This is a genomic window from Pseudomonas sp. GW456-12-10-14-LB2, from assembly GCF_002884345.1.
GTDB lineage: Bacteria > Pseudomonadota > Gammaproteobacteria > Pseudomonadales > Pseudomonadaceae > Aquipseudomonas > Aquipseudomonas paraglycinae.
Genome location: NZ_POHV01000011.1, coordinates 140,561 through 162,726, shown reverse-complemented (window position 1 = coordinate 162,726; position 22,166 = coordinate 140,561). Strand labels below are relative to the sequence as shown.

Below are 22,166 nucleotides of genomic sequence, written 5' to 3'. Positions count from 1 at the left end.
TCTGGGCTGAGTCTCCTGACAGATGTCAGGCAATGTTTGACGCACCAGGCGTCGCGTTAAAGGGCCTTGCTTGCGCGCAGTGCCGGCTTACGCCCGGCACCGCGCATAGACAATGAAGGAGGAGCTTACCTGCCCTTTACGCTGGCGTTGCATTTCCTGTGCACATCCCGGGCGTGCAGAATCACGGGCACGGCGACGGACGCGGTGCAGGCCGGGAGCAGGAAAGAGATCTATATTGAAAGGAGAACCGCTAAAGAGGATGCCCTCGCACACGTCCAGAATATCGGACGCTGACGCTCGATCTGCCATGGGCTGGGAGATCGCTGGCACGTTGCAGGCCTTGCTGGCCGCGCTGCGGACGGACGTGTCGCCACTGATGTGATAAGCATGCAGACCGGACTGCAAAGAGCAGTCGGTGACGCCGATTAACGGCAGGCGAGACATGAAGCACCCCGGTATTATTGCTGTTATGGGTTTGATCCGAGCTTAGCCTTGTTCATTTTTTTACACAACACCCCCGTAAAAAATACAACACGGCCTGCTCAAGCCTGCGGGTGGCGCGTCCTTCACGGATAAAAAAATGCCCCAAAGTGCCCCATAAATGCCCTCGTGGCGCTTTTTCAGGGCAGAAAAGGCCTCGCTTGACTTCGGCAGGCCGTTCGGGTTGACTGAAACCAGAAAAGATCAATGATTGATATTTTTAACAACAAAGGTGTTGCATCATGTCGGTACCCCCGCGTGCCGTTCAGCTTAACGAAGCGAACGCGTTCCTTAAGGAACATCCTGAGGTTCTGTACGTTGACCTTCTGATTGCGGATATGAATGGTGTGGTGCGCGGCAAGCGCATCGAACGCACCAGCCTCCACAAGGTTTACGAGAAAGGCATCAACCTGCCGGCCTCTCTATTTGCTCTGGATATCAATGGCTCCACGGTGGAAAGCACCGGCCTGGGCCTGGACATCGGCGACGCCGACCGTATCTGCTATCCAATCCCCGATACCCTGTGCAACGAGCCATGGCAGAAGCGCCCGACCGCGCAACTGTTGATGACCATGCACGAACTCGAAGGTGACCCTTTCTTCGCCGACCCGCGCGAAGTGCTCCGTCAAGTTGTTGCAAAGTTTGACGAGCTGGGCTTGACCATCTGCGCCGCATTCGAACTCGAGTTCTACCTGATCGACCAGGAAAACGTGAACGGCCGCCCTCAGCCGCCACGCTCGCCGATCTCCGGCAAACGCCCGCATTCGACCCAGGTCTACTTGATCGACGACCTCGACGAATACGTCGACTGCCTCCAGGACATTCTGGAAGGCGCCAAAGAGCAAGGCATCCCGGCCGACGCCATCGTCAAGGAAAGTGCCCCGGCGCAGTTCGAAGTGAACCTGCACCACGTCGCCGACCCGATCAAGGCATGCGACTACGCGGTCCTGCTCAAGCGTCTGATCAAGAACATCGCCTACGACCATGAAATGGACACCACCTTCATGGCCAAGCCGTACCCGGGCCAGGCAGGCAACGGTCTGCACGTCCACATTTCGGTTCTCGACAAAGAAGGCAAAAACATTTTTGCCAGCGAGGATCCCGAGCAGAACGCCGCGCTGCGTCACGCGATCGGCGGTGTGCTCGAGACCCTGCCCGCGCAGATGGCTTTCCTCTGCCCGAACGTCAACTCCTACCGCCGTTTCGGCGCACAGTTTTACGTGCCGAACTCGCCGAGCTGGGGTCTGGACAACCGCACCGTGGCCCTGCGCGTACCGACCGGCTCCGCCGACGCAGTCCGCCTGGAACACCGCGTGGCCGGCGCCGACGCCAACCCGTACCTGCTGATGGCTTCGGTGCTGGCGGGCGTGCATCACGGCCTGACCAACAAGATCGAGCCGCCGCCTCCCACCGAAGGCAACAGCTACGAGCAGAACGAGCAGAGCCTGCCGAACAACTTGCGCGATGCCCTGCGCGAGCTGGACGACAGCGAGGTGATGGCCAAGTACATCGATCCGAAATACATCGATATCTTCGTCGCCTGTAAAGAGAGCGAGCTGGAGGAGTTCGAACACTCCATCTCCGACCTCGAGTACAACTGGTACCTGCACACCGTTTAAGCGGATTGCAGGAATAAAAAGCGCTGCCGGCTTCATCAGCCCGCAGCGTTTTTTTATGGCCGCCTGCGGCGGATCGCTGGCAAGCCAGCTCCCACAGGGTTCTGTTGTGTACTCAAATCTTGTGTTCGACACAGATACCTGTGGGAGCTGGCTTGCCAGCGATGGCGGCCGACAAGACAACGCAAGAGCCGGCTCGTACAATGCCCGCTGCCCCGCAGGAGACTTTCATGACGCGTCCCGCCCCCGTTCGCAAACCCCGTGCCCGCAGTCAGGCGCGGATCGATTCGATACTCGACGCCGCGCGCACGCTGCTGGCCGCCGAGGGCGTGGCGAGCCTGTCGATCTACAGCGTTGCCGAGCGCGCACAGATTCCGCCCTCCTCGGTCTACCACTTCTTCGCCAGCGTCCCGGCGCTGCTCGAAGCGCTGACCGCCGATGTGCACGCGGCCTTCCGTGCCTGCCTGCAAGCGCCGATCGATCACGATGCCCTGCGCGACTGGCGTGACCTGTCGCGGCTGGTCGAGGAGCGGATGCTGGAGATCTACGGCGAGGATGCCGCCGCCCGCCAGCTGATCCTCGCGCAGCACGGCCTCACCGAAGTCACTCAGGCCGACCGCCAGCACGACCTCGAACTCGGCGACCTGATGCACAAGCTGTTCGACCATCACTTCGAACTGCCGCGACTGCCGGATGACGTCGACGTGTTCGCGCTGGCCATGGAACTGGGCGACCGCGTCTATGCCCGTTCGGTGCAGCAGCACGGACAAATCACCCCGCGCATGGCCGAGGAAGGCATGCGGGTGTTCGATGCCTATATCGGGCTGTATCTGCCGCCCTATCTGCCCAAGCGGGTTCTCTAGCGCGGCACGCGACAGGCACAAAAAACCCCGAAGGGCTCACACCCTTCGGGGTTGTTTTTGTCCCACGCCCTTACAACTTGGCGATGGACACCTCGGTGGATTTCACGAAGGCGATCACTTCGCTGCCGACCTCCAGTTCCAGCTCCTTGACCGAACGGGTGGTGATCACCGACGTGACGATGCCGGAAGCGGTCTGCACGTCGATTTCCGACAGCACGTCGCCGAGAACGATCTCCTTGATCGCGCCTTTGAACTGGTTGCGTACGTTGATGGCTTTGATAGTCATGGCATTGATTCCTGTCGTTTGCTTGAGTTATTGAGCCCAACGCAGTTGCGTAGGCAAGGGTGAAACGGGTTCCGGCGCCGGCGGTTCGCCGGGCAGGGACAACACACGGTTGAGCACTTCGGTTTCCAGCGCCGCCAGGCGATGGGAGCCACGCACCCGAGGGCGCGGCAGCTCCACTTGCAGGTCGAGGCCGACTTCGCCGTCCTCGATCAGAATCACCCGGTCGGCAATCGCCACCGCTTCGCTGACGTCGTGGGTCACCAGCAGCACGGTGAAACCATGCTGTTGCCAGAGACGCTCGATCAGTTGCTGCATCTCGATCCGGGTCAGCGCATCCAGTGCGCCCAGCGGCTCGTCGAGCAGCAACAGACGCGGCTGATGAATCAGCGCCCGGGCCAGCGCCACGCGCTGCTTCTGCCCACCGGACAGTGCCGCCGGCCATTCATTGGCGCGATCGGCGAGGCCGACTGCATCCAGCGCCTGCAAGGCTTGCGGGCGCCAGTCGCCCTTGAGGCCGAGACCGACGTTGTCGATGATCTTTTTCCACGGCAGCAGCCGCGCTTCCTGGAACATCAACCGGGTGTCATCCCGCGCATCGCTGAGCGGTGCGGCACCGGCGAGCAAATCGCCGCCAGTGGGTTGATCGAGGCCGGCAAGCAAGCGCAGCAACGTGCTTTTGCCGCATCCGCTGCGCCCGACCACGGCGACGAACTGCCCGGCCGGGATGTGCAGATCGATGTCACGCAGTACCTGCCGCGAGCCGAAGGTCTTTTGCAGGTTGCGCACCGCCAGCGGAATCCCGCGCAGCAGGCGTGGAGGTTGTTGAGCGGTCATACCGCACCTCCTTTCGCCACTTGATACGCCGGATGCCAACGCAACCACACACGCTCAAGGCCACGGGCCGCGAGGTCGGCCAGCTTGCCGAGCACCGCGTACAGCAGAATCGCCAGCACCACCACGTCGGTCTGCAGGAACTCGCGGGCGTTCATCGCCAGGTAACCGATGCCGGAGCTGGCAGAGATGGTTTCCGCCACGATCAGCGTCAACCACATAAAGCCCAAAGCGAAGCGCACGCCGACCAGAATCGAAGGCAGCGCGCCCGGCAGAATCACCTGCCAGAACAGGCTGAAACCGGACAGGCCATAACTGCGGGCCATTTCCACCAGCGCCGGGTCGACGTTGCGGATGCCGTGATAGGTGTTGAGGTAGATCGGGAACAGCGTGCCCAATGCCACCAGAAAAATCTTCGCCGACTCATCGATGCCGAACCACAGAATCACCAGCGGAATCAGCGCCAAATGCGGCACGTTGCGGATCATCTGCACCGAGCTGTCGAGCAGACGTTCGCCCCACTTCGACAGGCCGGTGATGAAACCCAGCACCAGGCCGATGCTGCCACCGATGGTGAAGCCCAGCGCGGCGCGCCAGCCGCTGATCGCCAGGTGCGTCCAGATTTCGCCGCTGCGCACCAGGCTCACGCCGGCTTCGATCACCGCCACCGGCGCCGGCAGAATCCGCGTCGACAACCAACCCGCCGACACCGACAACTGCCACACCGCCAGCAACAACACCGGCAACGCCCAGGGCGCGAGGCTGTGGATAAATTTCTTCATGGCAGCGCCTCAGCTCTGGGACGCGGCTTTGGGGAGAATGTCGTTGGCCACCATCTCGCCGAACGGGCTGACGTAACCGGCGCTTTTCGGCAGTTCCGGACGCTCGACGTCGAGGTGCGGGAACAGCAGTTCAGCCACCCGATACGATTCTTCGAGGTGTGGATAACCGGAGAAGATGAAGGTATCGATGCCCAGATCCGCGTATTCCTTCACCCGTGCAGCTACGGTCGGGCCGTCGCCGACCAACGCCGTCCCGGCACCGCCGCGCACCAGGCCGACGCCGGCCCACAGGTTCGGGCTGACTTCGAGGTTGTCGCGGCTGCCACCGTGCAGCGCAGCCATGCGTTGCTGGCCGACCGAATCGAACCGCGCCAGCGAAGCCTGGGCACGTTTGATGGTGTCGTCGTCCAGATGCGAGATCAGGCGATCCGCCGCCTGCCAGGCTTCAGCGTTGGTTTCCCGCACGATCACATGCAGACGAATGCCGAAGCGTACGGTGCGCCCGAGCTTGGCTGCTTTGGCGCGAACCTGTTCGATCTTTTCCGCCACTGCCGCCGGCGGCTCGCCCCAGGTCAAGACCATTTCCACTTGTTCGGCGGCCAGATCCTGCGCCGCTTCCGACGAACCGCCGAAATACAGCGGCGGACGCGGCTGCTGGATCGGCGGATAGAGCAATTTGGCGCCCTTCACACTGATGTGCTCGCCGTCGTAATCCACGGTTTCGCCTTCCAGCACCCGACGCCAGATCCGGGTGAATTCCACCGAGGCCTGATAGCGCGCTTCGTGATCGAGGAACAGACCGTCGCCGGCCAACTCTTCCGGATCGCCACCGGTCACCAGGTTGAACAGCGCACGACCGCCGGACAGGCGATCCAGAGTCGCCGCCTGACGCGCCGCCACCGTCGGGGAAATGATCCCGGGGCGCAGGGCGACAAGGAATTTCAGACGCTGGGTCACCGGGATCAGCGATGCCGCCACCAGCCACGAGTCCTCGCAGGAGCGGCCGGTGGGAATCAGCACGCCGCCAAAACCCAGTCGATCCGCCGCTTGCGCGACCTGTTGCAGATAGCCGTGGTCGACGGCGCGAGCGCCTTCGGCGGTGCCAAGGTAATGGCCGTCGCCGTGGGTAGGCAGGAACCAGAAGATGTTGAGGCTCATGGAGTGGTCTCCTTGGGGATTCGAATTACTGCGCTTTTGCCACAGCGGCCGGCGGGGTCCAGATCACGTCCTTGATGCTCAACGGCTTGGGAATCAGCTTGAGCTGGTAGAAGGTGTCGGCGATTTTCTGTTGTGCGGCGACCACTTCCGGGGTCAGGAACAGCGCGCCGTAGCCCTGGCGTTTCACCGAGGTCAGGGTGATGTCTGCCGGCAGGCCGAGCAGCGGCGACACCTGTTGGGTCACGTCTTCCGGGTTGGCCTTGGACCACTCGCCGACGGCGCGCACTTCTTCCACGAGGGTCTTGATCACCTCTGGATTTTTCTGTGCGTAGGGTTTGGTCGCCAGGTAGAACTGGTGGTTGTCGACGATGCCTTTGCCGTCACGCAGCGTGTGCGCTTGCAGCTGTTTCTCGGCGGCGGCCTGGTACGGGTCCCAGATGACCCAGGCGTCGACGCTGCCACGTTCGAACGCGGCGCGGGCATCGGCCGGCGGCAGGAATACGGTTTGAATGTCGGTGTACTTGAGGCCGGCGTCTTCCAGCGCACGCACCAGCAAATAGTGGACGTTGGAGCCTTTGTTCAGGGCGACTTTCTTGCCCTTGAGATCCGCCACCGATTTGATCGGCGAGTCTTTCGGCACGAGGATCGCTTCGCTGTTCGGCGCTGGTGGCTCGTAAGCCACGTAGAGCAGATCGGCACCGGCAGCCTGGGCGAAGACCGGCGGGGTTTCGCCGGTGACACCGAAGTCGATCGAGCCGACGTTCAGGCCTTCCAGCAGTTGCGGGCCGCCGGGGAATTCAGTCCATTGCACGTCGACGCCTTGAGCAGCGAGACGCTTTTCCAGCGTGCCTTTGGCTTTGAGCAGCACCAGCGTGCCGTATTTCTGATAACCGATCCGTAGCGTCTCGGCTTGAGCTTGAGTGATGGCGCCGAAGGACACAGCCGCAGCAAACAGAGCGACCAGACCACGACGCAAAAATACAGTGCGCATAGCGCTCTCCTTTTTGCTGTTGGGTTTTGGCTGCACCTGCTTGGCCGTTGGCGGCTGAGTAAGGTGAGTACTTCAAGTTTCGGTGTGGTTCAAATGCTCCAGCGAGCACTCAACAAACGTTCGTTCAACAGCCCCGGCTCCAGCGGCTTCGGCCGGCGGGCCATGGCGCTGACAAACTGGTCCAGCGCTTCATGCAACCGCTGCTCCAGCGCCGGCGCCAACTGCGCCTGGGCACTGCCTTCGCCGTAGGCGATCTGGCTGTCCTCGGCAAAAATCCCTTGCAGCATTTCCTGGGCCTTCAACGCCGACAGCACAGGCTTGAGGGCGTAATCGACCACCAGCATGTGGGCGATGCTGCCGCCGGTAGCCATCGGCAGGACAATCTTGTGGTTCAGCGCACGCTCGGGCAGCAGATCCAGCACGGTCTTCAGGGCGCCGGAGAACGACGCCTTGTACACCGGCGTGGCGATCAGCAGGCCATCGGCGTTTTCAATCTGTTGCAGCAGGTCGAGCACCTTCGGGCTGTCGAAGCGGGCGTGGAGCAGGTCTTCGGCCGGGAAGTCCCGCACCTGATAACTCACCACTTCCACCCCTTGCTGCTGCAACCAGCGTTGCGAGCGCTCCAGCAACACCCCGGAGCGGGAACGTTGACTGGGACTGCCACCGAGTGAGACGACCAGCATTCAGACGATTCCTTGCGCGTTACAGGCGATTCGCGGGTTGCGATCTCGCTTCGATGTCAGTGACCTTACCAGTTGATTCATATATCCATAAATCATATTTATTCATTTGGTTATTCTTTATGGAGATATGCATTTCATTTTCTTGCGGCAAAAAAACAGGCCGTCAAAGCGGCCTGAAACCCTGCATCGTGGTTACAAATTGGAGGCGCGCGGCGCATTCGACGCCGCCATCGCCAGCAGGCTGGCTCCCACATGGAACGCCCACTTGTGGGATCCAGCCTGCTGGCGATTGGACTTTATTTGTTCGGCTGTGGGGTGAGGCGCAGGTACGGCTTCACCGCGCGATAGCCCTTCGGAAAGCGTTGCTTGATTTCGTCTTCGTCCTTGAGCGACGGCACGATCACCACTTCTTCACCGTCCTGCCAGTTGGCCGGGGTGGCCACCTTGTAGTTGTCGGTGAGCTGCAGCGAATCGATCACCCGCAAGATCTCGTGGAAGTTGCGCCCGGTGCTCGCCGGGTAGGTGATGGTCAGGCGGATCTTCTTGTTCGGATCGATCACGAACAGCGAACGCACGGTCAGGGTGTCGTTGGCGTTCGGGTGGATCAGATCGTACAGATCGGACACCCTGCGATCGGCATCGGCCAGGATCGGGAAGTTGACGATGGTGTTCTGGGTTTCGTTGATGTCCTCGATCCACTTGTGGTGCGAGTCCACCGGGTCGACCGACAGGGCAATGGCTTTCACGCCGCGCTTGTTGAACTCGTCCTTGAGCTTGGCAGTGAAGCCCAGCTCGGTGGTGCAGACCGGGGTAAAGTCCGCCGGGTGGGAAAACAGCACGCCCCAGCTATCGCCCAGCCATTCGTGGAAACGAATCTTGCCGGCGCTGGAATCCTGTTCGAAATCGGGGGCGATATCGCCAAGTCTGAGGCTCATGGTGCGGCTCCTGATGAGTGGTTGGAGACCTCAACTGTAGCTCGGGATTCGATCTTCTGAAAAAGAATAAATAACTAGATATTTATATCTTTATAGAATATTAAACATCTGTTCACTGGACGTCCCGCAGCATCGCGACGAACATCGCCCTCAAGGTTCGAGAAGGCCTTGAGTTGCTGTAAAGAGGGGAACATCGGGAAAGGCTTACGGGGGTGAGCCGGACCCGAAAACGCAAAAGCCCCGTCCGGCGCGATGCCGGACGGGGCTTTTTTTACATCAGGCTTTTTACATCAGTACAGGAGCGCGCTATTACAGCAGCGGGATCGAGTAGCTGACGATCAGACGGTTTTCGTCCTGGTCGCGTTGACCCGGAATGTCGTTGCGCCAAGTAGCGTTTTTCCACATCAAGCCCAGATTCTTCAGCGGACCTTCTGGAACGACGTAACCAACGGTCAGGTCGCGTTCCCACTCGGAGCGGCCAGTGGCGTTGACACTGACCTGGTTGAAACCGACGCGGCCGGTGGTGTCGATATTATCGCCACGCAGGTAAACCACACCGGCGGTCAGGCCAGGCAGGCCGACTTTGGCGAAATCATACGAGTAGCGAGCCTGCCAGGTACGCTCGCCAGCACGACCGAACTTCTGGATTTGCATGTCAGTGATGGTGTAGTTCGAAGAACCGTCACCCTGGTTCAGCCACGGGAAGTCGCTGTTGCCGTTGCTGACCTGATAACCGCCACCGAAGGTGTGACCTGCAACGGTGTACAGGAACAGACCGCTGTACAGGTTGTTGTCGACTTTACCTTTGGTGATGCCAGTGCCGTAGTCACCGGAGGTGTAGTAGTTGGCATCGGTGCCATTTTTACCGTCGTCACGGCTGTTGAAGTAACGGAGATCAGACTTCAACACGCCCGGGCCGATTGCCCAGTTGTGCACCAGACCCAGGAAGTGTTGCTTGTAGAACTGGTCCAGATTGCCGTAGTAGTACTGGGCAGTGAGGTCTTTGGTGATTTTGTAGTCACCGCCAGCATAGATGAACTTGTTGCTGTCACGGCCATTCGCAGTACGACCGTTGGCGCCAGCGATCGACAGTTCTTCGTTGTTGCTGGAGTTACGACCTTTGACGTGCTCGATCTGACCGCCAACGAGGGTCAGGTCCTTGATGTCGCCCGAAGTGATCTGACCACCTTGGAAAGTTTGCGGCAGCAGACGACCATCGTTTGTAACGATAACCGGGTTTTTAGGCTGCAGAGTACCCAGCTTCAGTTCGGTCTGGGAGATCTTGGCCTTGGCAGTCAGACCCAGGCTGGAGAAGTTATCAACCGCTTCGCCATTGGATTTGCTCGGGAAAACAGTGCCGCCGTAGGAGCCGTAGTTGGTCGCTGTCGCCGGGGAAGCGCCGTTAGTGCCACCACCCGAGTCCAGACGCACGCCCAGCAGGCCGATGGCGTCGATACCGAAGCCTACGGTGCCTTGGGTGTAACCGGAGATGAAGCGCAGATCGAAGCCTTGGCCCCATTCTTCCTGCTTGCTTTGAACGCCTGCACGCTTGTTGGCAGGAGCGTTGACGTCGCCATCGCGGTTGTCAGTGTTGATGTAGAAGTTACGCAGCCCCAAGGTGGCCTTGCTGTCTTCGATGAAACCGGCGGCGCCTGCCTGCTGCGCCAAAACCCCTACGGCCACGGCCAGGGCCAAGGTGGACTTGTTCATGTTTCGCTCCTCTCGTTTCTAATTCTTGTGTTCCTGGTCCGGGGTCTGATGCCCCTGGATCCTAAGATGCGCGATTAGCGCCAGACCGTGACTGACAAGTCAATCGTAACCTTGTATGTCTACGACCAAGGTCTAATCGCAGTGATTTGGTCCCTGCAGGGTAAAGACTTCCTGATAAACCCAAAAAGAATTTATTAATTCTTTTTGATACCTTTCAGCTATATGGCCAGCCATTTGCCATCCACACCGGATACAGCGTATCGGCGACTAAGCTCATTACTAAATGGTATTTGTTAGCCTTTTTTTAGATCGATTAGCTTTGACGCAACCCCGATTCGTCAAACCCTATCGAAAAGGCGACGCCATGATGGCCAAACGCGCACTATCTAGTCAATTTGTTACAGTTTGTGTGTCGGCGCTGATTTCTTTTTCAGCCCATGCCGCCAACCTCACCGTCGGCTACCAGACCGGTATTGACCCGAGCAAAGTCCCCCAGGCCGACGGCGTGTACGAAAAGGCCATCGGCGAGAAAATCGACTGGCGTCGGTTCAACAGCGGCCCGGAAGTTGTGACAGCCATCGCCTCCGGCGATGTGCAGATCGGCAACCTCGGCTCCAGCCCGCTGGCGGCCGCTGCTTCGCGCAATCTGCCGATCGTGGCCTTTATCGTCTCGGCGCAGATCAATGCCGCCGAAGCACTGGTGGTGCGTAACGGCAGCGGTATCAACAAGCCCGAAGACCTGATCGGCAAGACCATCGCCACCCCGTTCGTTTCCACCTCCCACTACAGCCTGCTCGGTGCGCTCAAGCACTGGGGCCTGGACACCTCGAAAGTCAAAGTGGTGAACCTGCAACCCGCAGAAATCGCGGCGGCCTGGAAGCGTGGCGACATCGACGGTGCCTTTGTCTGGTCGCCGGCGCTGGGTGAAATCCGCAAGACCGGCAAGACCCTGACCGATGCCGCGCAGGTCGGCCAGTGGGGCGCGCCGACCTTCGAAGTCTGGGTCGCGCGCAAGGACTTTGCCGAGAAGCATCCTGAGGTCGTGGCCAAGTTCGCCAAGGTGACTCTGGACTCGTTCGCCGATTACGCCGCCCATAAAGACAGCTGGACGGCCGATTCCGTACCTGTACAGAAAATCGCCAAACTGACCGGTGCCAATGCTGCCGACGTTCCGGAATTGCTCGCGGGTTCGGCATTCCCGGACGCCAAGGCACAACAGACCACAGCGCTGCTGGACGGCGGCACGGCGAAGGCGATTGGTGAGACGGCGAAATTCTTGAAGGAACAGGGCAAGGTCGAAAGTGTTCTGCCTGACTACTCGCCTTATGTCAGTGCGAAGTTTGTAGCGGAGTAAAACAATTGCCCCCACGCATTCCGTGGGGGCAATCGCATCTCACAGAGACTTTTCGAAGATCTTCGAATTGCGCTGATAGTTATAAAGAGAAGCCCGAGCTGCCGGCAGGCGCTCGACGCTGCTCGGTTCGAAACCGCGCTCGCGGAACCAGTGGGCAGTGCGGGTGGTGAGGACGAACAAAGTCTTCAGGCCCTGCGCCCGGGCACGGGTCTCGATGCGCTCGAGCAATTCGTCGCCGCGACCGCCATGGCGATACTCGGGATTCACCGCCAGGCACGCCAGCTCGCCGGCATCCGAATCGGCAATCTGATACAGCGCCGCACAGGCGATGATCATCCCTTCACGCTCGACCACGCTGAACTGCTCGATCTCACGCTCCAGCACTTCGCGCGAGCGACGCACCAGAATCCCCTGCTCTTCCAGCGGGCTGATCAGGTCAAGCAAGCCACCGACGTCTTCAATCGCCGCCTCGCGCACCAGTTCGAATTGCTCCTGGGCCACCAGCGTACCGCCACCGTCACGGGTGAACAGTTCGGTCAGCAGCGCACCATCCTCGGCATAACTGACGATATGGCTGCGTGCCACGCCGCCACGACAGGCTTCGGCGGCGGCATCCAGCAGTTCCGCCTGATAGTTGCTGCCCAGACGCTGCAGATGTGCCGGCACCTGTTGCGGACGCAGTTCGCGCACCAGTTTGCCGTTTTCGTCGATCAGACCGAGGTCGGCGCCGAACAGCAGCAGCTTGTCGGCGCCCAGATCGATGGCGGCGCGGGTGGCGACGTCTTCGCAGGCGAGGTTGAAGATCTCGCCGGTAGGCGAATAACCCAGCGGCGACAGCAGCACGATGGAGCGCTCGTCGAGCAGACGGTTGATGCCTTTGCGGTCGACCCGGCGCACTTCGCCGGTGTGGTGGTAGTCGACGCCTTCCAGCACGCCGATCGGCCGCGCCGTAACAAGGTTGCCGCTGGCCACCCGCAGACGCGAGCCCTGCATCGGCGACGAAGCCATGTCCATCGACAGCCGCGCTTCGATGGCAATACGCAACTGGCCGACCGCGTCGATCACGCACTCCAGCGTCGCGGCATCAGTGATGCGCATGCCGTGGTGGTAATGCGGGGTCAGGCCGCGTGCAGCAAGGCGGGTTTCGATCTGCGGACGGGAACCATGAACCAGTACCAGCCGCACGCCGAGGCTGTGCAGCAGCACGATGTCATGGACGATGTTGCCGAAATTCGGATGCTCCACGCCGTCGCCCGGAAGCATGACAACGAAGGTGCAATCGCGGTGAGCATTGATATAAGGAGACGCGTGGCGAAGCCAATTGACGTATTCGGGCATGAACCTGGGCCTGTAATAAATAGCAGCCGGAAAAAGGGCAGAACGGAAAACGCACAGCGGGCTGATGGTTATCGTCGGAACAGGCTTGGCGACACGCGCGCTCTCCTCATGAATACGGGTGAGTGTGTGGGCAATTTATACAGCTTTGAGACAGTAATGTTCGATCAACTGCCGCAATAGATGCACGGTAGGCTGCAAACGTGACATTTCGAGGTACTCGTCCGGCTGGTGCGCACAGGCGATGTCGCCGGGGCCGAGCACGATGGTTTCGCAGCCAAGGCGCTGAAGATAAGGCGCTTCGGTGCCGAACGCTACCGCTTCGGCCGTATGGCCGGTGAGTTTTTCGGCAATTCGCACCAGTTCCGCGTCTTCGGCCTGCTCGAACGGCGGCACTTCGGGAAACAGCGGCGCGTAATCGATTTTCACCTGATGGCGTTCGGCGACCGGGTTGAGCCTGCGCAGAATCTCGCTGCGCAAGAGCTTGGGGTCCATTCCCGGCAACGGCCGCAGGTCGAACTCCAGCGAACACTGACCGCAGATGCGGTTGGGGTTGTCGCCACCGTGGATGCAGCCGAAGTTCATGGTCGGCTGCGGCACGCTGAACTGCGGGTTGTTGAATTCGCGCTGCCACAGCAGGCGCAGGCCGCGCAGTTCGCCGATGGCATCGTGCATCGCTTCGAGGGCGCTGTGCCCCAGGCGCGGATCCGACGAATGGCCGCTCTGCCCAAGGATATCGATGCGCTCCATCATGATGCCTTTGTGCATGCGGATTGGTTTGAGCCCGGTCGGCTCGCCGATCACGGCCGCCCGGCCCAGCGGGCGCCCCGCTTCGGCCAGCGCCCGGGCACCGGACATCGAGCTTTCTTCATCGCAGGTGGCGAGGATCAGCAGCGGCTGCTTGAACGGTTGAGCGAGCAGCGGTTGCACGGCTTCGATGATCAGGGCGAAGAAGCCCTTCATGTCGCAACTGCCGAGACCAACCCAGCGGCCATCGACTTCGGTGAGTTTCAGCGGATCGGTTTTCCACAACGCATCGTCGTAGGGCACCGTGTCGCTGTGCCCGGCCAGCACCAGCCCGCCGGGGCCACTGCCGAAACTGGCGAGCAGATTGAATTTGCCGGGACTGACCTGCTGGATGTCGCAGCTGAAGCCGAGGTCGCCGAGCCAGCCCGCAAGCAGATCGATCACCGCCCGGTTGGACTGGTCGAGGCCCGGCTGGGTGCAGCTGACCGACGGCGCTGCGATCAGTGCAGCGAACTGGTCTTGCATGGACGGCAATGGCATCGCTGACTCCAACTCCCGGATTGAGGTTCATCATAGAACCATCCGGCGCCGAGAATAAACCGCCGCAAAGCGTAGGAAGGTTCAGTCCTGTACACTGCACGGCCTTGGCAGCCACACATTCCCCCGGCTGCGCTCCCGATCCTGGATTTTCCGGCCATGCAGAAAGAAACCGAAATCAAACTCCGCGTCAGCCGCGAAACCCTCGCCGCCCTGCGCGAGCACCCTCTCCTGAAAAAACGCAACAAAAGTGGCTGGGAACGCCGTGAGTTGATGAATCAGTACTTCGACACGCCTGAGCGTGACCTGGCCCGGGCCAAGGTTGCCCTGCGCCTGCGCAAGGACGGCGAAGAGGTGATTCAGACCCTCAAGACCCGTGGCCAGAGCGTCGCCGGTCTGTCCGAGCGTAACGAGTACGACTGGAACCTGCCCAAAGCCAAGCTCGACGTGAAGAAACTCGACGGCGAATGCTGGCCCGAGTCCCTCGCCGAGCTGGACAAGAAAACCCTGAAGCCGATCTTCACCACCGATTTCGTCCGCGAACGCGCCGAAATCGCGTGGGGCCGTGGCAAGACCAAAGTGGTCATCGAAGCCGCGCTGGATCTGGGACACGTGGTAGTCGGCAAACAGAAAGAAGAAATCTGCGAGCTGGAACTGGAACTGCGCGAAGGCGAGCCTGCCGCGCTGCTGGAACTGGCCGCCGAACTGGCCGAAACCCTGGCCCTGATGCCGTGCGATATCAGTAAGGCCGAGCGCGGCTATCGCCTGTACGACGCCAACAGCTACTCGCTGAGCCTGCCGGCGCCGGCCATTACCGCCGAAACCCCGCTGGACGACGCCTTCGCCGCCCTGGCCTGGCACTTGCTCGGCAGCAGCCAGCGTCTGGCCGAACAGTATCGCTTCAACGGCCACTGGCGCCTGCTGCAGGACTGGGTCGAGAACCTCGCGGAAATGCGTGCCCTGCTCAGCAGCCTCGGCCAGGCCGCACCACGTCCGTCGACCCATGACCTGCGTGTTGCCCTCGATGCCCTGCTGGAAGACTGGCGTCCGCTGGTACAGGTCGGCATCGAAGACGAAGACGTGCGCAAAGCCGCGCCGGAACAGTTCCTCGAAGAGCTGGAAGACCCGCGCTGGGGCCTGTTCTCGCTGAACGCTTCGCGCTGGTTGCTGGCCCGCACCTGGACGGCTGACCGCAACACCCGTGGCAATCGCCAGGGTGCCGCGCAGTTGCAAAGCTGGCTGCCGCGCCTGCTGGGCGAAGAAGCCACTTCGCTGCAATTGCAGCGTTATCAGCAACAGCCGGAAGATCTGGCCGAGCAACTGCCGCGCATTGAACGCATACAGGTCTGGCTGCACCACGCGCGCAACGTGCTGGACATCCCGGAAATGGATCGGCTGTACGGCGAGCTGAACAAACTGGCGCAACTGGCCAACGAGCCGACCATTACCGACGAACTGCTCGATGCGCGCAAGCATCAGGCGATTGCGGTGTACCAGAATCGCGCCTGGAAAATGCTGCTGCGCATGTAACACCGGCGAAAGATCGTTCCCACGTCGAGGCGTCGAACCGTCTGCGTGGGAATGCAGCCCGGGACGCTCCGCGTCCCAAAGCGGACGCAGAGCGTCCATTGAGGCATTCCCACGCGGAGCGTGGGAACGATAATCCCCCGCGTGATCAGCGCAATACCGGCAAACTGGTCGTGGACTTGATCTCAGACAACGCCACAATCGAGTTCACTTCCTGAATCCCCGGCACCAGCGACAGCTTCTCGAAGAAGAACCGCTCATAAGCCTCGATGTCCGCCGCGACAATCCGCAACAGAAAATCCACAGCCCCCATCAGCACGTAACACTCCAGAACTTCGGGAAAACCGCGAATCGCCTCGGTGAATTCGGTGAAGTTCGAACGGCCGTGGGCGTTGAGTTTGATCTCGGCAAAGATCTGCGTGTTCAGACCGATCTTCTTGCGATCGAGCAAAGTCACCTGGCCACGAATGATCCCCTCCTCCTTCATCCGCTGAATCCGTCGCCAGCACGGCGATTGCGACAGCCCCACCTGCTCGGCGATCTGTGCGCTGGACAAGGAAGCGTCCTCTTGCAGCAGGGCGAGAATGCGCCGGTCGTAGCTGTCCAGCTCGCTGTGCATAAATAATCCTCAAAAGAAGCCAATAGCGAATTGATTCCACCAATCAACCGCCTGATCAGCTCATCTTAGACAAGAAATGCCCGGCATCGGATGTAAAAATTCCTCCACTGATTCCGGAGACCTCCCATGCCACACCTCGAAGCCGTCAACACCCCTGCGCCCCGTGCCGATGTGTGGAACGCCAGCAACGCCCATTGCCTTGCGCAGTATCAGATCCTGGCCGAGGCCGAGCCGGATTTGCTGGTGCGGGTCCTGAACCTGTTCGCCTTGCAGTGCCTCACCCCGGAACAGGTGAATGTCCAGCGGCTGGACGATCTGCTGTCGATCGACATCGTCATGAGCGGCCTGAGCTGGCACCGCGCCCAGGTGATCGCGGAAAAACTTCGTAACCTGATCAGCGTCTGCTCGGTGAACCTGCAAAACCCCGACGTGGCGTGGGATGCACCGGCGCAGGCGGCCGGCTGACAAGAACCGAAACGTCTTCGTCGGGTAGTGGCCCAACGGTCGGCAGGGCCACGACTATCCTTTGCGCACTGTCGTTCAAAAGGAGCCCGCATGTCCGTTCAACTCGCCACTCAGGACCGCTGGCTGGATCTCAATGAGGTACTGCGTGAACTGGTCGCCCAAGGGTTCATCTGCCAGGACTCGGCCGAGCAGGCGCTGAATGCCCGGCGCCGGCATGCCGCCCACGGCCAGAAGCACCCCCTGGAATTCATCGCCAGCCAGCAACTGGACGACCTCAGCCGTCCGGGCAAACACCTCGACCTGGAAAGCCTGACCCTGTGGCTGGCGCAGCAGGCCGGCCAGCCGTACCTGCGGATCGATCCGCTGAAGATCAACGTCGCGGCCATCACGCCGCTGATGTCCTATGCCTTTGCCCAGCGCCACAAGATTCTCGCGGTGTCGGTCGACCGCGACGCGGTGACCGTGGCCAGCGCCCAGCCCTATGTCAGCGGCTGGGAGGCCGATCTGACTCACGTCCTGAAACTGCCGATCAAACGGGTGGTGGCCAACCCGGCGGACATCCAGCGTTTCAGCGTCGAATTCTTCCGCCTCGCCAAATCGGTCAGCGGCGCCAGCAATGCCGATGCGCAGAGCGGCAACCTCGGCAACTTCGAACAACTGCTCAACCTCGGCGCCAGCGATCAGGAACCGGACGCCAACGACGCGCACATCGTCAACATCGTCGACTGGCTGTTCCAGTACGCCTTCCAGCAGCGGGCGAGCGACATCCACATCGAACCCCGGCGCGATCAAGGCACCGTTCGCTTTCGCATCGACGGCGTGCTGCACAACGTCTATCAATTTCCACCCCAGGTGACGATGGCCATTGTCAGCCGCCTGAAAAGCCTTGGCCGGATGAACGTCGCCGAGAAGCGCAAACCCCAGGACGGCCGGGTCAAGACCAAGACCCCGGACGGCGGCGAAGTCGAGTTGCGCCTGTCGACCCTGCCCACCGCGTTCGGCGAAAAAATGGTCATGCGGATCTTCGACCCGGAAGTCCTGCTCAAGGATTTCGATCAGCTGGGGTTTTCCGCCGACGATCTGCGGCGCTGGCAGGACATGACCCGCCAGCCCAACGGCATCATTCTGGTGACCGGCCCGACCGGTTCCGGCAAGACCACCACGCTGTACACCACGCTGAAAAAACTGGCGACCCCGGAGGTCAATCTCTGCACCATCGAAGACCCGATCGAGATGGTCGAGCCGGCCTTCAACCAGATGCAGGTCCAGCACAACATCGACCTGACGTTCGCCGCCGGCGTGCGCGCGCTGATGCGGCAGGACCCGGACATCATCATGATCGGCGAGATCCGTGACCTGGAGACCGCCGAAATGGCGATCCAGGCGGCGTTGACCGGGCATCTGGTGCTCTCGACCCTGCACACCAACGATGCGCCGAGCGCCATCAGCCGTCTGCTGGAACTCGGCGTGCCGCATTACCTGATCAAGGCCACCGTGCTCGGCGTGATGGCGCAACGATTGGTGCGAACACTGTGCCCGCACTGCAAGGCGCCGCTGACTCTTGATGAAGAAGACTGGCAAACCCTGACCCGGCCGTGGCAGGCGCCGCTGCCGGGCAATGCGCAACGGGCCATCGGTTGCCTGGAGTGCCGCGACACCGGTTATCACGGGCGCGCCGGGGTCTACGAAATCATGCAACTGACCGACAGCCTCAAGGCCTTGATCAGCCCCGACACCGATCTCACCGCGATCCGCCGACAGGCGTTCAAGGAAGGCATGCGCAGCCTGCGATTGTCCGGCGCGCAGAAAGTTGCTGCGGGGCTGACAACCCTTGAGGAAGTGCTGCGGGTGACGCCACAGAGCGAGCAGAAATAGCCGCTCACGGAACCGGATCGGGGAAACGGCGATCCAACCGGTTATTCAACACCAGTGGAGTCACCCAACATGCGTCTCAAACTTGCTGTCGCCACCCTTGCCCTGCTGTCTCTGCCCGTCGGTTCGGCAATGGCCGACAGCTTTTGGCGTAACGTCATTTCGTCCGGTGCCACCACCGGCTCGACCTACCTGACCTTCAAGGATCACAAACTGATCGTTGCCGCCCAGGACGATGCCGGCAGCTTCGTCGCCAGCGACGGCGGTATCCGTGGCCCGTACCTGGAAGCCGCGATGCAGAAAGTCCGCGCCGACAACCCGGGCCTGCAGGCAACGGACATGGAACTGGCGAACGCGATTCTGGCGAAGAACGCCGTGGCGTCGGAATAACCTTCCGGACAGAAAAAAATGCCGCTCACACGAGCGGCATTTTTTTGCCCGCTGTTCAGCGGTAATCGTCCACTGGCACGCAGGCGCAGAACAGGTTGCGGTCGCCGTAGACGTTATCGACCCGGTTCACTGCCGGCCAATATTTGTGCGCTTTGGTGTGCGCATCCGGCGTGATGCCCTGCTCGATGCTGTACGGCCGCTCCCACACGCCGGTGATATCGGCCAGGGTATGCGGCGCCCGTTTGAGCGGGTTGTCCTCGGCCGGCCAGTTGCCGTTCTGCACCTCGGTGATTTCTGCGCGGATGCTCAGCATCGCGCCGATGAAGCGATCCAGTTCGGCCTTGGACTCGCTCTCGGTCGGCTCGACCATCAAGGTGCCTGGCACCGGGAATGACATGGTCGGCGCGTGGAAGCCGTAATCCATCAGGCGCTTGGCGACGTCTTCCTCGCTGATGCCGGTGGCAGCCTTGAGTGGCCGCAGATCCAGAATGCATTCGTGGGCGACCCGCTCGTTGCGACCGGTGTACAGAACGGGGAAAGCACCGGACAGATGCTGTGCCAGGTAATTCGCAGCAAGGATCGCCACCTCACTGGCATCCGCCAATTGCGGCCCCATCATCGCGATGTACATCCAGCTGATCGGCAGAATGCTTGCGCTGCCCCACGGCGCGGCACTGACCGCACCGTTCTGCGGTTGCGGCCCTTCGATCGGCACCACCGGATGATTGGCGACGAACGGCGCCAGGTGCGCACGCACGCCAATCGGCCCCATACCCGGCCCGCCTCCGCCGTGGGGAATGCAGAAGGTCTTGTGCAGGTTCATGTGCGACACGTCGGCACCGATGTCCGCAGGCCGCGCCAGCCCGACCTGAGCGTTGAGGTTGGCGCCGTCCATGTACACCTGGCCGCCGTGCTTGTGGATAACTTCGCAGATTTCGCTGATGCCTTCCTCGTACACACCATGAGTCGACGGGTAGGTCGCCATCAGGCACGACAACTTGCCCCCGGCCTCGGACGCCTTGGCTTTCAAGTCCTCCAGATCGACGTTGCCGGCGTCGTCACACTCGACAATCACCACGCGCATCCCGGCCATCTGCGCCGAGGCCGGGTTGGTGCCGTGGGCCGAAGAAGGAATCAGGCAGATATCCCGCCCGCCCTGCTGGCGGCTCTCGTGGTATTTGCGGATCGCCAGCAGCCCGGCGTACTCGCCCTGGGCGCCGGAGTTGGGCTGCATGCAGATTGCATCGAACCCGGTAATCGCGCACAGCCAGCGCTCCAGCTCCTCGATCATCAGCGTGTAACCGACAGCCTGCTCCCGGGGCACGAACGGGTGCAGGTTGGCGAATTGCGGCCAGGTGATCGGGATCATTTCGCTGGTGGCGTTGAGTTTCATGGTGCAAGAGCCCAGCGGGATCATCGACTGGTTGAGCGCCAGATCCTTGTTCTCCAACTGCTTGAGGTAGCGCAGCATCTCGGTTTCGCTGTGGTGAGCGTTGAACACCGGGTGGCGCAGGTAAGGCGTGCTGCGCTGCAGCGCCTCGGGAATGCCGGAGGTCAGCGTTTCGGCGTCGAGCTCATCGACGCTCAACCCGTGATCGGCGCCCAGCAGCACATCGAACAGTCTGGCCACGGTGTTTTCATCACAGGCCTCGTCGAGGCTCAGACCGAGTTGGCCACGACCGAGGATGCGCAGGTTGATCTGCGCGGACTGGGCACTTTCGATGATCGCGGTTTGCGCCCCGCCCACGTCCAGCGTGAGGGTGTCGAAGAAATATTGGTTGAGGCGCTGGATGCCGTGGCGTTCAAGCCCGGCGGCGAGAATGCAGGTCAGCCGGTGCACGCGCTGGGCGATTCGTTTCAGCCCCTCCGGGCCGTGATAGACCGCATAGAAACTGGCGATGTTGGCCAGCAACACCTGGGCGGTGCAGATGTTCGAATTGGCCTTCTCCCGGCGAATATGCTGCTCGCGGGTTTGCAGGGCCATGCGCAACGCCACGTTGCCACGGGCATCTTTCGACACGCCGATGATCCGCCCGGGAATTGCCCGTTTGTATTCCTCGCGGCTGGCGAAAAACGCCGCGTGCGGGCCGCCGTAACCCATTGGCACACCGAAGCGCTGGGATGAACCGAACACCACGTCGGCCCCCAGTTCGCCCGGCGGGGTCAGCAGCAACAGACTCAGCAGATCGGCCGCCACGCAGGCCAGCGCCTGCTGCGCGTGCAGGTGATCGATCAGTGGCCGCAGGTCGCGGATCTCGCCGTGGGTGTCGGGGTATTGCAGCAGTGCGCCGAACACCTGGTGCTGCTTCAAGTTATCCACAGCGTCGACGATCAGCTGAAAGCCGAAGCCTTCGGCGCGGGTCTGCACCACGGAAATGGTCTGGGGATGACAGTTTTCGTCGACGAAGAACAGATTGCTTTTCGACTTCGCCACGCGCTTGGCCAGGGCCATGGCTTCCGCCGCAGCGGTGGCTTCATCAAGCAGGGAGGCGTTGGCCAGTTCCAGACCGGTGAGGTCGATGGTCAGTTGCTGAAAGTTGAGCAACGCTTCGAGCCGGCCCTGGGCGATTTCCGGTTGGTAAGGCGTGTAAGCCGTGTACCAACCGGGATTTTCCAGCACGTTGCGCAGGATGACGGTCGGGGTCAGAGTGCCGTGGTAGCCCATGCCGATCAGGCTGGTCCAGACCTGATTCTGTTCGGCATAACCACGCAGTTTGGCCAGCGCTGCCTGTTCGTCCAGCGCCGGCGGCAGGTCCAGCTCGCGGTTGAGGCGAATGCCCGGCGGCACGGTCTGTTCGATCAGCTCGACCCGGCTGCCGAGGCCGAGGCTGTCGAGCATCGCCTGTTGCTCGGCGGCATCGGGGCCGAGGTGGCGGCGCAGAAAGGCATGGGGATCGCGTAACTGGCTCAAGGATGGCAACTGGGACATGACGGGCTCTCTCTTGGCTGGCGGCTCGGCGTCAATGCAACACGGTCAAACCAGCA

20 protein-coding genes are annotated in these 22,166 nt (G+C 61.3%); 7 read left to right on the top strand and 13 right to left on the bottom strand.

Features of this window, described 5'->3' with window-relative positions; all coding sequences use genetic code 11:
* Positions 1-87 precede the first annotated feature (87 nt).
* Positions 88-444, bottom strand: coding sequence for a gamma-glutamyl-gamma-aminobutyrate hydrolase family protein (locus C1X29_RS29175; RefSeq protein ID WP_146023256.1), 357 nt, complete (start codon positions 442-444; stop codon positions 88-90).
* Between the two features lie 278 nt (positions 445-722).
* Here C1X29_RS29175 and C1X29_RS10200 point away from each other — a divergent pair, with 278 nt between their 5' ends.
* Both C1X29_RS10200 and C1X29_RS10195 read left to right on the top strand, forming a co-directional pair.
* Positions 723-2,099 carry a glutamine synthetase family protein gene (locus C1X29_RS10200; RefSeq protein WP_039765386.1) on the top strand — a complete coding sequence of 459 codons (1,377 nt, stop codon included), beginning with the start codon at positions 723-725 and terminating at the stop codon, positions 2,097-2,099.
* A gap of 227 nt (positions 2,100-2,326) precedes the next feature.
* Positions 2,327-2,959, top strand: a complete 633-nt coding sequence (locus C1X29_RS10195; RefSeq protein WP_085746732.1) for a TetR/AcrR family transcriptional regulator — start codon at positions 2,327-2,329, stop codon at positions 2,957-2,959.
* Positions 2,960-3,029: 70 nt separating this feature from the next.
* Here the strand turns inward: C1X29_RS10195 and C1X29_RS10190 are convergent, their stop codons facing one another.
* The 8 genes from C1X29_RS10190 to C1X29_RS10155 all read right to left on the bottom strand — a co-directional run bounded on the left by C1X29_RS10190 (position 3,030) and on the right by C1X29_RS10155 (position 10,335).
* Positions 3,030-3,245 carry a molybdopterin-binding protein gene (locus tag C1X29_RS10190; RefSeq protein WP_007953520.1) on the bottom strand — a complete coding sequence of 72 codons (216 nt, stop codon included), beginning with the start codon at positions 3,243-3,245 and terminating at the stop codon, positions 3,030-3,032.
* A 27-nt stretch (positions 3,246-3,272) separates the two neighbouring features.
* A complete protein-coding gene (gene ssuB / locus C1X29_RS10185) occupies positions 3,273-4,079 on the bottom strand; it encodes an aliphatic sulfonates ABC transporter ATP-binding protein (protein ID WP_102685820.1) in 807 nt (268 codons plus the stop codon).
* Positions 4,076-4,858, bottom strand: coding sequence for an aliphatic sulfonate ABC transporter permease SsuC (gene ssuC / locus C1X29_RS10180; protein ID WP_085689862.1), 783 nt, complete (start codon positions 4,856-4,858; stop codon positions 4,076-4,078). Before ssuC ends, ssuB begins: the two co-directional genes overlap by 4 nt.
* 9 nt (positions 4,859-4,867) lie before the next feature.
* A complete protein-coding gene (gene ssuD / locus C1X29_RS10175) occupies positions 4,868-6,016 on the bottom strand; it encodes an FMNH2-dependent alkanesulfonate monooxygenase (protein WP_011336452.1) in 1,149 nt (382 codons plus the stop codon).
* Positions 6,017-6,041: 25 nt separating this feature from the next.
* Entirely contained in the window at positions 6,042-7,007 is a 966-nt protein-coding gene (locus tag C1X29_RS10170; protein ID WP_102717350.1) for a sulfonate ABC transporter substrate-binding protein, read from the bottom strand.
* 89 nt (positions 7,008-7,096) lie between these two features.
* Entirely contained in the window at positions 7,097-7,690 is a 594-nt protein-coding gene (gene ssuE, locus C1X29_RS10165; protein ID WP_011336454.1) for an NADPH-dependent FMN reductase, read from the bottom strand.
* A gap of 296 nt (positions 7,691-7,986) precedes the next feature.
* The gene (locus C1X29_RS10160; protein ID WP_085746734.1) at positions 7,987-8,625 is read right to left on the bottom strand and encodes a peroxiredoxin; all 639 of its coding nucleotides are present in this window, start codon (positions 8,623-8,625) and stop codon (positions 7,987-7,989) included.
* 309 nt (positions 8,626-8,934) lie between these two features.
* Positions 8,935-10,335, bottom strand: coding sequence for an OprD family porin (locus tag C1X29_RS10155; protein ID WP_102717349.1), 1,401 nt, complete (start codon positions 10,333-10,335; stop codon positions 8,935-8,937).
* Between the two features lie 367 nt (positions 10,336-10,702).
* Here C1X29_RS10155 and tauA point away from each other — a divergent pair, with 367 nt between their 5' ends.
* The gene (tauA, locus tag C1X29_RS10150) at positions 10,703-11,689 is read left to right on the top strand and encodes a taurine ABC transporter substrate-binding protein (protein WP_173940184.1); all 987 of its coding nucleotides are present in this window, start codon (positions 10,703-10,705) and stop codon (positions 11,687-11,689) included.
* Between the two features lie 39 nt (positions 11,690-11,728).
* On the opposite strand, the gene argA is transcribed toward tauA, so the two are convergent.
* Positions 11,729-13,027, bottom strand: coding sequence for an amino-acid N-acetyltransferase (gene argA / locus C1X29_RS10145; RefSeq protein ID WP_007951778.1), 1,299 nt, complete (start codon positions 13,025-13,027; stop codon positions 11,729-11,731).
* A gap of 135 nt (positions 13,028-13,162) precedes the next feature.
* Complete coding sequence (gene argE, locus C1X29_RS10140; protein ID WP_102717347.1) at positions 13,163-14,311, bottom strand: acetylornithine deacetylase; 1,149 nt, start codon at positions 14,309-14,311, stop codon at positions 13,163-13,165.
* Positions 14,312-14,467: 156 nt separating this feature from the next.
* Between argE and C1X29_RS10135 the strand changes: the two genes are divergently transcribed.
* Positions 14,468-15,838: an inorganic triphosphatase gene (locus C1X29_RS10135; protein ID WP_085746738.1), complete on the top strand. Its 1,371-nt coding sequence runs from the start codon at positions 14,468-14,470 to the stop codon at positions 15,836-15,838.
* A 145-nt stretch (positions 15,839-15,983) separates the two neighbouring features.
* On the opposite strand, the gene C1X29_RS10130 is transcribed toward C1X29_RS10135, so the two are convergent.
* Complete coding sequence (locus C1X29_RS10130) at positions 15,984-16,454, bottom strand: Lrp/AsnC family transcriptional regulator (RefSeq protein ID WP_007951785.1); 471 nt, start codon at positions 16,452-16,454, stop codon at positions 15,984-15,986.
* Between the two features lie 126 nt (positions 16,455-16,580).
* Here C1X29_RS10130 and C1X29_RS10125 point away from each other — a divergent pair, with 126 nt between their 5' ends.
* From C1X29_RS10125 to C1X29_RS10115, 3 genes are all read left to right on the top strand, one after another.
* Positions 16,581-16,919, top strand: a complete 339-nt coding sequence (locus tag C1X29_RS10125) for a hypothetical protein (protein ID WP_085746739.1) — start codon at positions 16,581-16,583, stop codon at positions 16,917-16,919.
* 90 nt (positions 16,920-17,009) lie between these two features.
* A complete protein-coding gene (locus tag C1X29_RS10120; protein WP_102717346.1) occupies positions 17,010-18,794 on the top strand; it encodes a GspE/PulE family protein in 1,785 nt (594 codons plus the stop codon).
* Between the two features lie 69 nt (positions 18,795-18,863).
* Entirely contained in the window at positions 18,864-19,181 is a 318-nt protein-coding gene (locus tag C1X29_RS10115; RefSeq protein WP_007951791.1) for a DUF2388 domain-containing protein, read from the top strand.
* 55 nt (positions 19,182-19,236) lie between these two features.
* On the opposite strand, the gene gcvP is transcribed toward C1X29_RS10115, so the two are convergent.
* Complete coding sequence (gene gcvP / locus C1X29_RS10110; protein ID WP_102717345.1) at positions 19,237-22,110, bottom strand: aminomethyl-transferring glycine dehydrogenase; 2,874 nt, start codon at positions 22,108-22,110, stop codon at positions 19,237-19,239.
* Positions 22,111-22,166: the final 56 nt, after the last annotated feature.

Excerpts from the sequence above, each read along its gene's own strand:
- argE (WP_102717347.1), bottom strand. The coding sequence starts at position 14,311 with ATGCCATTGCCGTCCATGCAAGACCAGTTCGCTGCACTGATCGCAGCG.
- C1X29_RS10135 (WP_085746738.1), top strand. The coding sequence starts at position 14,468 with ATGCAGAAAGAAACCGAAATCAAACTCCGCGTCAGCCGCGAAACCCTC.
- argA (WP_007951778.1), bottom strand. The coding sequence starts at position 13,027 with ATGCCCGAATACGTCAATTGGCTTCGCCACGCGTCTCCTTATATCAAT.
- C1X29_RS10190 (WP_007953520.1), bottom strand. The coding sequence starts at position 3,245 with ATGACTATCAAAGCCATCAACGTACGCAACCAGTTCAAAGGCGCGATC.
- ssuD (WP_011336452.1), bottom strand. The coding sequence starts at position 6,016 with ATGAGCCTCAACATCTTCTGGTTCCTGCCTACCCACGGCGACGGCCAT.
- ssuB (WP_102685820.1), bottom strand. The coding sequence starts at position 4,079 with ATGACCGCTCAACAACCTCCACGCCTGCTGCGCGGGATTCCGCTGGCG.
- C1X29_RS10200 (WP_039765386.1), top strand. The coding sequence starts at position 723 with ATGTCGGTACCCCCGCGTGCCGTTCAGCTTAACGAAGCGAACGCGTTC.
- C1X29_RS10195 (WP_085746732.1), top strand. The coding sequence starts at position 2,327 with ATGACGCGTCCCGCCCCCGTTCGCAAACCCCGTGCCCGCAGTCAGGCG.
- gcvP (WP_102717345.1), bottom strand. The coding sequence starts at position 22,110 with ATGTCCCAGTTGCCATCCTTGAGCCAGTTACGCGATCCCCATGCCTTT.
- C1X29_RS10120 (WP_102717346.1), top strand. The coding sequence starts at position 17,010 with ATGTCCGTTCAACTCGCCACTCAGGACCGCTGGCTGGATCTCAATGAG.
- C1X29_RS10160 (WP_085746734.1), bottom strand. The coding sequence starts at position 8,625 with ATGAGCCTCAGACTTGGCGATATCGCCCCCGATTTCGAACAGGATTCC.
- tauA (WP_173940184.1), top strand. The coding sequence starts at position 10,703 with ATGGCCAAACGCGCACTATCTAGTCAATTTGTTACAGTTTGTGTGTCG.
- C1X29_RS10170 (WP_102717350.1), bottom strand. The coding sequence starts at position 7,007 with ATGCGCACTGTATTTTTGCGTCGTGGTCTGGTCGCTCTGTTTGCTGCG.
- C1X29_RS10155 (WP_102717349.1), bottom strand. The coding sequence starts at position 10,335 with ATGAACAAGTCCACCTTGGCCCTGGCCGTGGCCGTAGGGGTTTTGGCG.
- C1X29_RS10115 (WP_007951791.1), top strand. The coding sequence starts at position 18,864 with ATGCGTCTCAAACTTGCTGTCGCCACCCTTGCCCTGCTGTCTCTGCCC.
- C1X29_RS29175 (WP_146023256.1), bottom strand. The coding sequence starts at position 444 with ATGTCTCGCCTGCCGTTAATCGGCGTCACCGACTGCTCTTTGCAGTCC.
- C1X29_RS10130 (WP_007951785.1), bottom strand. The coding sequence starts at position 16,454 with ATGCACAGCGAGCTGGACAGCTACGACCGGCGCATTCTCGCCCTGCTG.
- ssuE (WP_011336454.1), bottom strand. The coding sequence starts at position 7,690 with ATGCTGGTCGTCTCACTCGGTGGCAGTCCCAGTCAACGTTCCCGCTCC.
- C1X29_RS10125 (WP_085746739.1), top strand. The coding sequence starts at position 16,581 with ATGCCACACCTCGAAGCCGTCAACACCCCTGCGCCCCGTGCCGATGTG.
- ssuC (WP_085689862.1), bottom strand. The coding sequence starts at position 4,858 with ATGAAGAAATTTATCCACAGCCTCGCGCCCTGGGCGTTGCCGGTGTTG.